Consider the following 15,665-nt stretch of genomic DNA (forward strand, 5'->3'; position numbering starts at 1 on the left):
TTTCGAGGACAAGAAAAAGGCGGGTTAAGAATTCCCCCGCCTTTAATCAACAGATATTATCGATTAGCCCAGAGGTAATTCTTAACTTAGGCGAGAAGCGGGTGCTTCTTCTTGTTCTCAACTTCTGTATTATACCATTCTGAGAAAGTGAGTCAAGTAGTTTTACTAGACACTTTTTAATTAACAAAAATTATTGGTATTAAAAAAGCGATACTTTTCAGTATCACTTTTTTCAGGTTAGATTATTAATCTTCCTTTTTTCTCTTTTTGATATCAGCTAATCCAAAGATAAATCCTAAACTTGCTAAGCTTAATCCAAGAATTGCAGCCATATTATCTAATTGGCTTGCACCAGTTTGTGGCAATTCTTTCTTATCTTCGACGATTCTACCAATACCATCCTTAGCCTTGTAGTAGCTAATAATTTCACCATCTGGTCCTACAATTACTACATATCCACGATCTCTTAACCATTGAGCACGTCGAGCGTTAGAGTTTCCATAGCGATTTCTTGAAGCTGTACGTTTAGGTGAACGATGAGGTCTTGCACTAATTTGAGTAGCCTTTGGACGTACATTTACTTCAACAGTTATTCTTTCAGTTCGACCATCAGGATAAGTAATTTGAATTACACCCTTTTGAATTCCTGGTTTAGAAACATCTGGTTTCTTAATCCAAACTACTTTACTTCCTTCTGGCAAGTTACTTACAGTTGCATTTGCACTTGGAAATCTACCTTGAGTGGTATTAGTAAGAATTGTAGTTGGCTTCTTGTAGTCAGTAGCCTGTGAGCTTGCACTTGAAGTAGCTGAGCTTGCAGAACTTGAAACTTCACTAGAAGCGGCGCTACTTGCTTGTGAAGCTGAACTACTTTGTTCAGGGGCACTAGAAGGTGTATTCTGTAAGCTTTCTTCTGCTTCACTCTTAGCTTCTGTTGCAATACTATCTGCTTCGCTGGCTTTCTTAGCCATTTCACTTGCTACACTAGCGGCACTGCTTGCTACACTAGCTGCACTTTGAGCACTTGAAGCTGCTGTACTTGCTGCACTTTCGGCACTCTTAGCTGCACTTGCTGCACTTGCTGCTTTAGAAGCGGCACTACTTGCTGCACTCGTATCACCTGCTGCAGCTGCACTTGACGCAACACTCTTGGCAATTGATGCTTCACTTGCTGCACTCTTGGCAATTGAATCTGCCTCACTTGCCTTATTGTATGCTTCGCTTGCCTTGTTGGCTGCACTTGAAGCATCACTTGTTGCACTAGAAGCTGTACTTGCAGCACTTGAGGCTACACTAGCCGCACTTGAGGCCTTCAAAGCGGCACTTGAAACGAGTGAATTATCTGAATATTCACTGGCCATTGATGCCACTTCACTAGCAGTGTCACTTGCGTGGCTTGCTGAAGAGCTTGCTGCACTTGTTGAAGTTGATGCTGAACTCTTGTCTGAATCGGCTGAGCTTGCTGCACTACTTGCAATGCTTGCATATGAACTTGTTTGATCTGCTGAGCTAGATGCGGCACTTGCTCCACTACTTGCAATCTTTGCAGAATCACTATCTTGTTTCAAGTTATCTTCTGCTTCACTCTTAGCCTTAGTTGCTTCACTATCAAACTTAGCAGCTTCATCAGCGGCACTTTTGGCTAGACTTGCAGCTTGAGAAGCCTTCTTTTCATCTTCAATTGCTTGACTAGCAGCACTTGAAGCCACATCTTCTGCACGCTTAGCAGCGGCACTGGCACTACTTGCAATATCAGTGGCCTTTTGAGCTGCGCTAGCATCTCCTTCTTTAGCATAACTTGACGCAGCACTAGCAGCAGCATTAGCAAGACTTGCGGCAGTTGAAGCATCTTGATCAGCTTTAGCGGCTTTTTCACGTTGCTTGCTTGCATCGCTGGCGGCACTACTTGCAGTTTTAGCTGCACTACTTGCAACGTTTGCTGCACTCTTGGCACTGCTTGCGGCACTTGAGGCTTTTTCTGCAGCGCTAGCAACAACTGAATTATTTGGATAGTCACTGGCCATTGAGGCTACTTCACTGGCAGTCTCACTTGCATGGCTTGCTGAACTGCTTGCAGCACTAGCATTTTCTGAAGCAATGTTACTGTAGCTTCCTGCTGCACTCGCAGCACTACTTGCAATACTTGCGTATGAACTAGTGTCAGTGTGGGAACTTTCCGCACTTTGTGCGTCTTCATTGGCATGACTTGCAGCGTCAGAGGCCTTAATAGCATCTTCAGCTTCATCTTTAGCGTCTGATGCTTCTTCATCTGCTTCGCTAGCCTTCTTGGCCATTTCACTTGCCACACTTGCAGCACTACTTGCTACACTAGCGGCACTTTGAGCACTTGAAGCTGCTGTACTTGCAGCACTTTCTGCACTCTTAGCTGCACTGGCTGCACTGGCTGCTTTTTCTGCGGCTGAACTTGCAGCACTGGTATCACCTGCTGCAGCTGCACTTTCCGCTTCACTTTTAGCAACTGATGCTTCACTAGCTGCGCTCTTGGCAATTGAATCTGCTTCACTTGCCTTATTGTATGCTTCGCTTGCCTTGTCTGCGGCACTTGAAGCATCACTTGTTGCACTGGATGCAGTTGTGGCAGCGCTTGAAGCAAGACTTGCGGCACTTGAAGCCTTGTCTGCGGCACTCGATACAAGTGAATTATCTGAATGTTCACTTGCCATTGAGGCTACTTCACTAGCAGTATCTCCTGCATGACTTGCTGAAGAACTTGCGGCACTAGTTGAAGTCGAAGCAGCACTTTCATCTGAACTTGCTGCACTTGCTGCACTACTTGCGATGCTTGCATATGAACTAGTTTTATCGGCTGAACTTGATGCGGCACTTGAAGATGCACTAGCACTATCAACAGCATCACTGCCTTGGTTTAAGTTATCTTCTGCTGCACTCTTAGCCTTCGTTGCTTCACTGTCAAAGTTAGCTGCATCATCAGCGGCACTCTTGGCGATGCTTGCAGCTTCTGAAGCTTTCTTTTCATCTGCGATTGCTTGACTTGCTGCATTTGAAGCTTCTTCTTCTGCACTTTTGGCAGCTGAACTTGCAGCACTAGCTACACTAGTTGCACTGCTTGCAGCACTAGTATTTCCAGCTTTAGCAAAACTATCTGCTTCATCAGCTGCACTATTTGCTACAGATGCAGCACTTGATGCTACTTGATCTGCTTGGCTAGCCTTAGTGTGTTGATTTACCGCATCACTTGCTGCACTGCTTGCTACATCTGCTGCACTGCTTGCTACATCTGCTGCACTCTTAGCACTACTTGCGGCACTTGATGCCTTGTCTGCAGCGCTAGATACTAGTGAATTTGTTGGCTGTTCGCTAGCCATCGATGCTACTTCACTAGCAGTGTCACTTGCGTGGCTTGCTGAACTAGAAGCATTACTTGCATTTTCTGAAGCAATATTGCTGTAACTACCTGCAGCACTAGCTGCGCTACTTGCGGCACTTTCATAAGAAGTTGCATTAGTATGGGAAACATCTGCACTCTTAGCATCTTCACTTGCTTGACTTGCTGAGGTTTCACCATTAATTGCATCACTTGCTTCACTCTTAGCATCTGTTGCGATACTATCTGCTTCGCTGGCTTTCTTAGCCATTTCACTTGCTACACTTGCGGCACTTGATGCCACGCTAGCCTCGCTTTTAGCACTTGAAGTTGCTGTACTTGCAGCATTTTCTGCACTCTTAGCCGCACTGGCTGCACTACTTGCTTTAGCAGCTGCACTACTTGCTGCACTGGTATCACCTACTGCAGCTGCACTTTCCGCTTCACTCTTAGCAACTGATGCTTCACTAGCTGCGCTCTTGGCAATTGAATCAGCATCACTTGCCTGCTTGTATGCTTCGCTGGCCTTCTCTACTGCACTTGAAGCATCACTTACTGCACTAGAAGCTGTGCTTGCTGCACTTGAAGCAAGGCTCGCAGCACTTGATGCTTTTTCGGCAGCACTAGATACTAGTGAATTTGTTGGATGTTCGCTAGCCATTGAGGCTACTTCACTAGCTGTTTCACTTGCATGACTTGCTGAAGAACTTGCCTCACTAGTTGAAGTTAATGCTGCACTTTCATCTGAACCTGCTGAACTTGCTGCACTACTTGCAATACTTGCATATGAACTTGTTTGATCTGCTGAGCTAGATGCGGCACTTGATGAAGCACTGGCACTATCAACAGAATCACTACCTTGGTTTAAGTTGTCCTCTGCTTCACTCTTTGCCTTCGTTGCTTCACTATCAAAGTTAGCTGCATCATCGGTTGCACTCTTGGCAACTGATGCAGCACTCTTAGCAGTTTCTTCATCACTAATTGCTTCAGCTGCTGCGCTTGAAGCCACACTGGCTGCTGAACTTGCAAGACTTGCAGCAGCTGAAGCTTGACTAGCTAAGCTTTCAGCCTTATCAGCATCACTTGCTTTATAAGCACTATCTGCTGCACTGGCTAAGGAGTGAGCAATGCTTGCTTGTTCACTTGCTGCTTTTTCTTGTTCACTAGCAGTTGAGCGTTGAATTACAGCATCACTGGCAGCATTTGAAGCTATTGCTGAAGCACTGCTTGCAACATCTGCAGCACTTTGAGCTGAACTTGCGGCACTCGAAGCTTTTGTTGCGGCACTGGCTACAACTGAGTTAGTTGGATGGTCACTTGCTAATGAAGCTACTTCACTGGCAGTTTCACTTGCGTGACTTGCTGAACTTGAAGCTGCGCTAGCATCTTCTGAAGCAATATCACTATAACTGCCTGCTGCAGTTGCGGCACTGCTTGCTGCACTATCATCTGAGCTTGCACTAGTATGAGCTGTATCAGCATCGCTTGCTGATGAACTTGCGGCACTTGCTGCACTTTCTCCTCTGATTGCTTCAATTGCCTCATTCTTGGCAACACTTGCAGCAGTAGATGCTTGGCTAGCAATCTCGGCCATTGAACTTGCAGCACTTGATGCTTGATTTGCAATACTTGCTGCACTACTTGCTTTTCTAGCTGCAGCTTGAGCAGCACTTTCAGCACTCTTAGCTTCACTTGCTGCATCCATTGCCTTTTTAGCTGCTGAACTTGTTGCAGCAGTGTCTCCAGTTGCAGCAGCTGAATCTGCTTCACTCTTAGCGGCGTTAGCTACACTTGCTGCACTTGAAGCTGCTTCATCTGCTGCTTTTGCATCAGCATATGCTTGACTTGCGACATTACTTGCTGAATCTGCATTACTCTTGGCTACATTTGCGGCACTAGCGGCGCTACTTGCTTTCTTAGCAGCACTATTTGCAACAACTGCTGCACTTGAAACTAAAGAGTTAGTTGCATGGTCAATAGCCATTGAGTCTACTTCACTTGCAGTATCACTAGCTGCACTAGCACTATTTATTGCTGAACTAGTAGATTTATCTGCTTGGTCAGCTGCAGTTGAAGCAGCACTGGATGAAATAGCAGCTGAACTTGCATACTCGCTAGTCTTAATTGAAGATGAGTTAGCAGCACTAGCTGCACCACTTGCTAATGAGTCATCACTTGCTACTGACTTTAAATCAGCAATTGCGGCACTCTTAGCTTCACTAGCTTGGCTTTCAAAATTCAAAGCATCTTGAGCATAGCTATTAAGAGTTGCAATTGATTTATTTGCTTCACTTTCATCTACAAGAGCTTGACTTGCGGCACTTGAAGCGACTGTTTCAGCACTTTGTGCAGCACTCTTAGCGGCACTAGCTACAGCAGCTAAACTTACTGCTGCACTAGCATTACTTGCCTTATACGCAGCATCAGCGGCGCTTGCAGCACTATTTGCAAGTTTTGCTTGTTCACTTGCAACGTGATCTTGGTCAGCTGCAATTGATCTTTGGGTTGTAGCATCAGTAGTAACTGAGCTTACGTAAGCTGCTACACTAGCAGCACTACTTGCTGCTGAACTTGCAGCAGTTGCAGCACTTGAAGCTTTTTCTGCGGCACTAGCTACAACTGTATTAGTTGAATGTTCACTTGCCATTGAGGCTACTTGATCAGCAATAGCTTTAGTATCTTCAGCAGTATGAGCAACTGAACTAGATGCGCTATTTGCATTACTGTTGTAATCTCTTGCAACACTTGCAGCACTACTTGCAACTACTTCGTATGAGTTAACTGCAGTTGAAGCAGTATCGGCTAATTTAGCTTCTTCACTGGCCTGACTTGCGGCACTTTCACCAATGATTGCATCACTTGCTGCACTCTTGGCAATTTCAGCAGCACTAGCTGCACTTGAAGCAATAGCTTGATATGAAGCTGCTTCACTTGCAGCACTTGAAGCGATTGAGTTAGCAAGACTAGCAGCTTCACTGGCTACGCTTGCAGCACTTGAGGCTTTTGCAGCATCTGAGTTAGCAGCTGAAGCGACACTAGCAGCACTACTTGCTGCACTGACATTTCCTTCTTTAGCCAAACTTGCAGCTTCACTGGCTGCACTTGAGGCTTTCGCTGCTGCGCTACTTGCGGCTGAACTTGCTGCAGTTACAGCTGTACTTTGAGTTGCAGCATCTTGAGCAGCTGAACTTGCTACATCAGCGGCACTGCTTGCCTTAGTAGCCGCACTACTTGCAACTTCAGAATCATCACTTGCTCTGGTTGCAGCACTAGCTACTAATGAGTTAGCCGGATGTGCACTTGCCATTGAAGCTACTTCACCTGCTGTGCTCGTAGCGTCATCTGAATTCTTGCCAGCACTTGATGCAGTATTGGTAGCTTGGCTACTTGAATCAGTTGCTTGAGAAGCACTTGATGAAACAGCAGTTGAAGTTGTTGCGGTACTTACAGCACTTGATTGAGCTTGGCTAGCTTGACTTGCAGCATTACTTGCATAGCTTTCTGCTAAAATTGCTCGATCAGCATCACTTGCTGCAACAGAAGCAGTTACAGCAGCGACTTTTGCATCACTAGCAAACTTGTCAGCTGCACTAGCAGCGCTTGAGGCACTTTCAGAAGTCTTCTTAGCATCTGATAATAAACTTGCTGCGGTACTTGCGGCAGTGCTTGCAGCTTCACTGGCTGCACTAGCTGCACTGGCTGCTGATTGTGCCTTGGCAATATTACCTAAAGCAGCATAGCTGCTTGCAGCATCATTTGCGCTACTTGCAGCACTGGCTGCACTACTTGCATTAGCTGCTGCAGTACTTGCAGCTGCAGTTAATGAATCAGCAGTTGAGGCTAAATCTTTAGCAGTTTGTGCTTGGTCAGCAGCATTGCTTGCAGCTGTACTTGAAACGGTAGCTAAACTCTTAGCAGCACTAGCTGCACTTACTACGATTGGGTTATCTGAGTAAGATGTAAGATCAGCAGCTAATGAGTCCGATTGACTCGCTGCGCTCTTAGAATATGAATCAGCTTCACTTGCGCTAGAATTTGCAGCACTACTTGCGGTCTTAACATCGCTAGCAGCACTATTAATATCAGTTTGAGTTTGATCAGTATTTGTCTTGTCTGCAATTGCTCCTGAATTTGCTTGACTTGCAGCCAAGCTGGCAGCACTTGCTTGTTCTACATTAGTTTGAGCTGCACTTAAGTAATCAGCAATCTTATTTGCTTCACTGGTAAGTGAAGTTTGAGCAGTTGCAATTGTAGCTAATGCTGAATTAGCAGTAGATTGAGCTAAACTTGCTGCACTAGCTGCACTTTGAGCTTCACTGTTTGCTTGACTAGCCCTTGCAATTTGAGCTTGGGCTTGAGATGCAGCACTACTTGCTAGAGAAGTATCACCAGTTGCCTTGGCACTATCAACAATAGCAGCGTAACTTGCAGCAGCACTAGCAGCTGTTGAAGCTGCAGTACTTGCAGCAGCTGCGCTATTTGCCTCTCGAGCAGCAGTACTTGCAGCTGAGCTTGCAAGGTCACTATTATCTGCAATTACCTTAGCATAGCTATCAGCATTAGATTTAGCTTTAGTAGCGTTATTCAAATTATCAGCAACAACCTTATTAATAGCATTAGCACTAGATAAATTAGTTAAACTAGTTAAATCAGTTGCTACACTTGCAATTTCAGCATTTGCATTAGATAGACTATCCTTAGCATTTGATGCGGCTGTACTTGCTGCAGCTTGGTTAGATTGAGCATTGCTGGTTGCTGCACTTGCCGCATTAGCTGAACTAGTTGTACTTGATGCAGCAGTTGAAGCTGCTTGCGACTTAAGATCAATGTAGGCAGATGCTGCACTGGCATAAGCTAAATCAACATCAGCAATTGCTTGCTTAGCTCTTTGCGCATCAGATTCAGCACTTGAAGCTGCAAGCTGAGCAGCAGCAGCACTACTAGTTACTGTATTTACCTCACTAGCATAAGAGGCTAACTGTTGAGGCAGACTTGCCATGTATTTATATAATACAGGATAATAGACCGATTCCAGTGCGGTTGTTGTATCAGGGGCCATTATATACATTTGATTTGCCGTATTAACATCCCCAGCGAGAGCATTCGCAACATTTGTAATAGCACCATTGGCTTTATTATTACCTTCACGTACTACCCTTGTTGCCTTTGCAACACTACTTGAAGCTGCATTAATTTTTGCCCCCTGACTGGGAACATCCCCAGTTGCAGTAGATGAGATGTTATATGCACTACTTGCTGCATTAGCATAAGAGGCTAATTGATCTGGATACTGATCAACTAATTGACTAATTGCATTACTTTTAGTAGCTACTGAAGCGGTAGCACTAGAAGCAACCGTTTGAGCACTACTTGCAGCACTTGCAGCACTTGTAATTGTTTCCTTAGCAGCTGCCACTTGAACTTCAAAGAGCAGGATTTGCGCAGCGGCTAACCCTTCCTTCTTTGCAAATGTGCTTGCAGCTTCACCAATTCCTGCAAGTGCACTTGCTTTATTAGCAATACTTTGGGCTCCCCCAATTGGGCTTGAAGTGCTAGTTTTATCAAGAATTGGTACCAAATTATTAATTTGATTATCAATATTTGCAAAATCAGTATTACTGCTTGCAGCGGCACTCAAACTTGCAGCCGCCTCACTAGTATTATTCTGGCTTAAAGCTTCAATAGCAGCAGTTAAATCACTAGCCTTTTGAGCTGCTGCACTGGTAGCACTATACATAGCACTTTCATCAATAGCTGCATAACTTAACTGTGCAGCTGTTTCATGAGCTGAACTAGCAACATTTGAGAGACCTACGGCTAAACTAGCAACACTGTCAGCTACACTAGACAAAGAATCTACCTTAGTTTCAACAGGCTTTACATTACTGGCGGTACCAATCGGATATCCAGAAACAGTAATGCCGTTTGGATAGCTACTACTGTAGCTGCTTAATTCATTAGCTACTGAAGTCGCTACTGATGCATTGCTGGTGGCCACACTTGCAATAGAATCTAGAGCAGCAGCTGTTTCACTAATAATATCTGCCGTTAAACTAGTTGCAGTACTTGCAGCTGAAAGATACTGACTTTGAGCACTTTGAACAGAACTAATAGTACCTTTTGCGTAACTCGCAACTGAGTTAACATCACTTTGAATATTATCACTTAAACTTTTAGCTAAAGAAACAGCATTTGAACTCAAACTTCCAGCTTTAGCAGCTGCAGTGGCATTTGCGCTTGCAATTGCAGCATATGAGTTGGCAGTATTTGAGGCACTGGTTGCTAAAGTAGAGTTATTCGCAGCACTGGCTTGACTGGCTGCTAAAGAATAATTCAATTCTTGTAGGGCTGCACTTGCGGCAACTGAACCTTGACTGGCAGCATCCATTACTGGCTTAGCCACACTATTATACTTAGCAACTGCACTGGCAATACTTGCAGCAGCACTACTTGCACTACTTGCTGCCGTAGCTGCACTTGCCAATGAAGCGCTAATATTCGCTACTGGAGTAATCCAATTGCCATCATCATCTTCATAACCATCAAGTTGTGCTAGTGAACCCATATCATCTTGAACAGCAGCAGGTGGAAATCCAGTTAAAGTATAGTTTGAATCTGGTCCAATTGTAGGAATTGAGTTTGTAATTTGCTGATCAAACTCAGAAATTGAAGTTGCTACACTAGCAGCACTTGCTAATTCTGCAGTTGCACTACTTAAATCAGCTTGACTTGCTTGACTAGTGGCAATTGAAGCAATCGAATTAGCATTGTCAACATATTGGGAATAGTCAGTGTAGGTAGCATCGGCACTAGCAACATATGCAGTTGCAAATGCAGGGGTAAATTGTGACATTGATTCAACAACAATAACGCTTCCTGCAGTAAGAGGTGCTTTATCCAAAGGAATGCTCCATTTACCATTAGCATCTGCTTGTACTACATAATCGGCAGTACTATCACCAGGAGCAGTTAAATTATAATTCAAGCCACTTACAGTTCCATTATTATTTTTACCGTCATAATAATGAACTGTTACATAACCATTGGCATTAGTAGTACCAGTTAAAGTCTTAGTTTGATCAGTAATCTTACTGCTATCATCTAAAGTAATAGCATTGTGCATATCAGGAGTACCAAAGGCAAAGTACTTGCCATTGTTTAAATCACCGATAGAACTATTAAGAGATTTTTGTGCTTCACTCCAGCCTCCAGTAGCAGATGTTCTGGTTTGTACATATTGAGCATTAATAGTCCCTGATAATCCACTTTCAATCTTACCTTGAGTTGATAAAACTATTGAATCCGGACGATAAATAAAAAGATCTGCATTACCACTACCTGTAATCAAATTACCACTCGTACTAGTTAGTTCAACATTTGACTTATTACCAAATGATAATGTTGCACCTTTAGGGGCATAAATAACACTACTACTTCCATTGTAATTTACTTTAAAAGTACCATCATCATTAACATAAATACCACTTCCGGCTCTCATATCAAATACGCGACCTGAAGCACTACCACTAATATCAAGATTGAGTATTGATTTATCACCACTAACTCTGATATCTCCCTTATCAACAAAGTAAACTGCTGATTCTCCAAGAGATCCATTAATATTTACCTGACCTCCGTCGGTAATCTTCAATGTACTACCTGCAGTTTTAAATCGTAAAATTGTAGATGATGCTTCTGAGTTAGTTTCATTATTAAATGTCAGCTTACCACCATTATTAACATTAATATTTGATCCATTGGTTACATAAACGATCCCACTAAGTTTCTTATTAGTGCTTAACCCACCAACATTTTTTAATTCAATATCTAAACTACCTTGATTTGTAATAGTCAGGTCACTAGCTGTATTAATAACCCCACCTTCTTTAGGAATAGTTCCACCACCAGAACGATCCACGGTTAAACTACCATAAACAGAAATTCCACTTGGAACATTAATTGCAGCATTTGTAGTATCAATTGTAGTATTTGAGCCATCTTGCACAGTTACACTCTTAGCATTAACACTATAAGTGTTCTTATTAGTAGTAATGTTATTGGTTCCACTAAAGACAACGTTAGTATTGGTATTATTTACTAAACCTGTACCTTCGTAAGTAACACCATCAAATTCAACACTAGCATTGTTACCACTATCCATAGAAACTATACCATTAGTGTTAGAACCAGTAATAGTTGCACCAGAAACAGTAAGCTTTTGATCATCCTTGCTCTTAATATCAAGGTAAGCATTACCAAAGCTAATTGTGTGACCATTACCATTAATTGTTACATCACGTAAAGCTGCATCTGAAGAAACAGTAATTGTACCTTGTGAACTTAAGTCAATATTACTCGTCACATCAATTACAGCTGCACTAGTATTAGTAATTGCATTGACAAATTCACTAGCATTAGCAACAGAAGTTGCGTTTGAAGCTGAACTTGCAACTTTTGATTCACCTAATTGAGCAAGTGTTGCGGAGTTGTTAACTCCAGTAGCAAGAAAACTTGCTGTTTTAGTTTCAAATAAAGTAGTTTGTTCAGCAACTTTATTAGTAGCAACTGACTTATTTGTAGTTTCTTCTTTAGCTACTTCATGATGAGCAGCTGCTGAATCAGAAGTAGCCTTATTTTCGCTACTTGCTGGCATTGAACTTGCACTAGCTGCCAATTCATCCCCACTACTATGACTAGCTTGGGAGTCAGCCACCTTATTTTCAGTACTTGCTTTTACTTCACTAGGTGCTGAACTCACATTTGCACCTGCAACATCACTTGCTGAACTTACTGAATCGGCTGCACTGCTTGCTTGACTTGCAGCACTTGAGTCACTACTTGAACTTGCAACTTCTTTGTTACTATCACTGGCAAGTTCTTTAGCTTTATCTAATGTAGATTGTGCCACAGCTGCTGATTCAGGTTCTCTAATTTCATCAGCATGTACAGTATCTGTATCATGAGCTACGAAGAAAAATGAACCGATCATCACACTAGCAAGACCTACTGTTAACTTACGTAAAGAGAAGACCTCTTTTCTATGTAAATCTTTTTTAGACATCTCAACATCTCCCTTGATTTTTTTACTATCTTATCTTTTAACTCTTATTCTAATACATTAAGCAAAATAACTTATAAGGAACTTCTTTTCAACTCCCTATAAGCTACAAAACTAATCTAAAATCTGCTTCCAACTGTTAATAAATGCTTCTTCACTATACTTCTTAGCAGTTTCACTTGCTCCTTGAGACAAACGCTTGTACAAATCTTCATCTTGCAAAACATCTACTGCTTTTTGAGCTAATTTAGTAGGTGTAGTTGTAGTAACGGCATAACCATTAACTCCATCTTCTACTAAATTATCCTTAGTGTATGCAGCTGCATAAGTAACAACTGGAACTGAATAACCAAGACTTTCCAGCATGTTCATTCCAAAGCCTTCGCTAAGACTAGCATTCAAGAAAATTGTTGCATCCTTAACAATCTTTTCTTTTGGCTCATATGGTAAAACTTCAACTACATCTTTAATTTCTAATTTATTAATTAAATCTTCAACTTTTTGTTGATAGTCACTACCTGAATAATAACCTTGAAGTTTCAAACGAGCTGCTGGTACTTTATCATGAATATGCTTGAAGGCACGAATCACATCTAAAGTATTCTTATCATCAGCTAACCGTCCAACGTAAACCACATTGATTTCCTTACCTAACTTCTTAGGACGAGCTGCTTTTTTAACATAACTATCTGGAGCAGCAGCAATTTTACTCTTAGAAGTAGCAAGTTTTTTCACTTCATCAGTTTGATCTTGAGTTGGTAAAACTACTACATCAAATTCTTTTCCGTCTTCACCATTTACTGCTTTATTGTAAACATCCATAATTCCTTGTTGTGGACGACGATAGTCAGCAAATGGCACACTGTGAAGATATGCAATTTTACCTTCTGCATTTTCTACATTTAATACAGAACTGTCTAAAGTACGACGATCTGAAATGAAAGTACCAGGGTTAGCATTATTGATTTCATTTAAGAAGAAAGTAAATAATTGATTTTCAGTTCTAAATTGGAAATCATGGCCCTTGTAATCCAAAAGCTTCCACATAGTTGGTAAAACTTGCTTACCAATATACATATGACTTACTTCTAAAACTGGCTTACCATCTAAATTAAGATATTGTTGCATGGCAATTGAACCATCTGGATGATAAGTTTCAACCATTGATTTAAAGCCACGCCAATCCCAATATTCTTTTACTGCAGCTTGACCTAAAGAATCATAATATTCAATGCTGCCGATTAATCCTACAGTTCCTGGCATTACACGAATATCAGCAATCTTCTTACCTTTGTATTCAATATTTGAATGATTATTATCTATACCCACAATGTGGTAATCTTTCAGCGGAATACTATCAAGTAAACGTAATGATTGTTCCTTACGTCTTGTATGAACTGTTCCTTGGAAATAGTCATACATGTTAATGACATCTTTTTGTCTTAAGCCATGTTTTTTAATTCATTGCTAAGCATTCTATTGTAGTTACGTAACAATAAAACAGCATCTTCATTATTATTTTTAAATGCTTCTAATCTTTGAAATTGTGAAAATTCAGTACCTGAATTAAAAGTAAAAACATTTTCTCCTACCAGATATTTCAATTATCTTACCTCATCTTTCAAAGTTTCTTTTGCATCATCAATTAATTCTTTCCAAGCTTTCCAAACGTTAGCATCAGAGTAACGCTCGCTTGATTCATAAGCGCCATCGCTTAATTGTTGCATTAATTTTTTATCTTTAAAGACTTTAATCATGCGGTCCGCTAAAGCCTTATAGTCACCAAAGTCAACGATGTAGCCGTTCTTTTTATCTTGCACAATGTCGTTAGGACCATAATTTACATCGTAAGTTATCCCAACAACACCATGTGAAATAGCTTCCATGATTGCTAAGTTAAATCCTTCCATCCGTGAAGTTAATCCAAATACTTGGGCTTTATCTTCAATTTCTGGAATATTTGTCGTATAACCTTTAAAAGTTACTACATCTTCTAGTTTCAATTCTTTGATTAACTTTTCAATCTTCTTCTTTTCACCATAATTATTAGAAGAATCTGCATAACCATATAGATCTAAAGTTACTTCTGGAACTTCATCATGAACAAGTTTTACTGCTCTTACTAAATCATCAAGTCGTTTTTCATAAGCAATACGAGCTACTGCAATCACCTTACCGAAGGTTCTTTCATCTTCACTAATATGATCTGCATTTAAGGTTTCATTATCAACAATTCCTACAGGGATGGTGTACATTTTAGCTTTTGGCTTAAAACGTTCAACCACATCATCTGTTTGACGTTGGGTAGCAGAAACAACTGCTGAATACTCATCCAAGTTTGCTAAAGCGTACTCATAATTATTATTTACGATCGAATGAAGTGGATCTTGTGCATCCCCTGCTTGTGAATTATGTAAGTGCATTACTGTATAAGCTGGTTTCTTCAAGCGTGTTAACGCTCCATCTGCTAAAAGTGAACGGTCTAAGACAAAAATATTATTGCCTTTTTCATTGATTCTATTTAAGAAATGTTCAAATAATTCATCAATAGTATCAAAAGTATGGATTTCACCATTCTTTTCTTGAAGCCACCAACCAGTTTTCACTAACTTATGATGAATATCAAACTTATTAAAAGTACGAATCATAGTTTTACCATCTGGCGTTAACCATTCTTCATTACCAACGTGATTATCTGGCGTATACCATTGAATTAATGATCTAAAGCCACGACTATCATAGTGATCTACACGATATAAATTACCGTATTCATCAAACAATTCTGTCGAAACTACTTGTTTATCTTCGTTAGGATCATAGTTTACACGTGCGACTAATTTTCCTTGTTCACTAGTTACCAAGTAGCGATTTTTGTCAGGTTCATCAACACGTTCCGTATTTTCAAGTCCAAAATCTAAATCTTCAACAGTTACCTTTTTAGTTGGTACATGTTCTGCATCTTGAAAGTAGTCAAACATTCCTAATAAGCTATCGTCATCTACACCAGATGCATTAGCAGTCTTGTGTAATTCACGATTCCAATCACGTGCAATGATTTTTGCAGGTTGATGGTGGTTCTTAAATAAATTTAAGCGTTTTAATTCAGCATGCTCAATCCCAGATTTATGACTTGGCATTCCAAAATTAATAAAATAGATCAACTTTATAACCCCTTACCTTTAGCTCATAATATAATTTTTATAAAAAAATAAAAAAACAACTTTTTAAAGTATTAATCGAATTATTTATTGAGAAACTAGT

Annotated in this window: 4 protein-coding genes and 1 other annotated feature; all 4 genes read right to left on the reverse strand. The window is 41.0% G+C overall.

The genetic code is table 11. The features are described from left to right. Positions 1–5: 5 nt before the first annotated feature. Positions 6–119, reverse strand: a sequence feature (ribosomal protein L20 leader region). 126 nt (positions 120–245) lie between these two features. The 4 genes from FP435_RS05745 to FP435_RS05760 all read right to left on the reverse strand — a co-directional run bounded on the left by FP435_RS05745 (position 246) and on the right by FP435_RS05760 (position 15,565). Then, entirely contained in the window at positions 246–12,407 is a 12,162-nt protein-coding gene (locus FP435_RS05745; RefSeq protein WP_265483245.1) for a pectate lyase-like adhesive domain-containing protein, read from the reverse strand. A 111-nt stretch (positions 12,408–12,518) separates the two neighbouring features. Further along, positions 12,519–13,826 (reverse strand): glycosyltransferase, encoded by a 1,308-nt coding sequence (locus tag FP435_RS05750; protein WP_265483246.1) that lies wholly within the window; start codon positions 13,824–13,826, stop codon positions 12,519–12,521. Positions 13,827–13,846: 20 nt separating this feature from the next. After that, positions 13,847–14,008: a hypothetical protein gene (locus FP435_RS05755; RefSeq protein WP_265483247.1), complete on the reverse strand. Its 162-nt coding sequence runs from the start codon at positions 14,006–14,008 to the stop codon at positions 13,847–13,849. Further along, positions 14,009–15,565, reverse strand: a complete 1,557-nt coding sequence (locus tag FP435_RS05760) for a glycosyltransferase (protein ID WP_265483248.1) — start codon at positions 15,563–15,565, stop codon at positions 14,009–14,011. Positions 15,566–15,665: the final 100 nt, after the last annotated feature.

The sequence above is a fragment of the Lactobacillus sp. PV037 genome, from assembly GCF_014522345.1.
In the GTDB taxonomy this organism is placed as follows: Bacteria; Bacillota; Bacilli; order Lactobacillales; family Lactobacillaceae; genus Lactobacillus.

Excerpts from the sequence above, each read along its gene's own strand:
- FP435_RS05745 (WP_265483245.1), bottom strand. The coding sequence starts at position 12,407 with ATGTCTAAAAAAGATTTACATAGAAAAGAGGTCTTCTCTTTACGTAAG.
- FP435_RS05750 (WP_265483246.1), bottom strand. The coding sequence starts at position 13,826 with ATGTATGACTATTTCCAAGGAACAGTTCATACAAGACGTAAGGAACAA.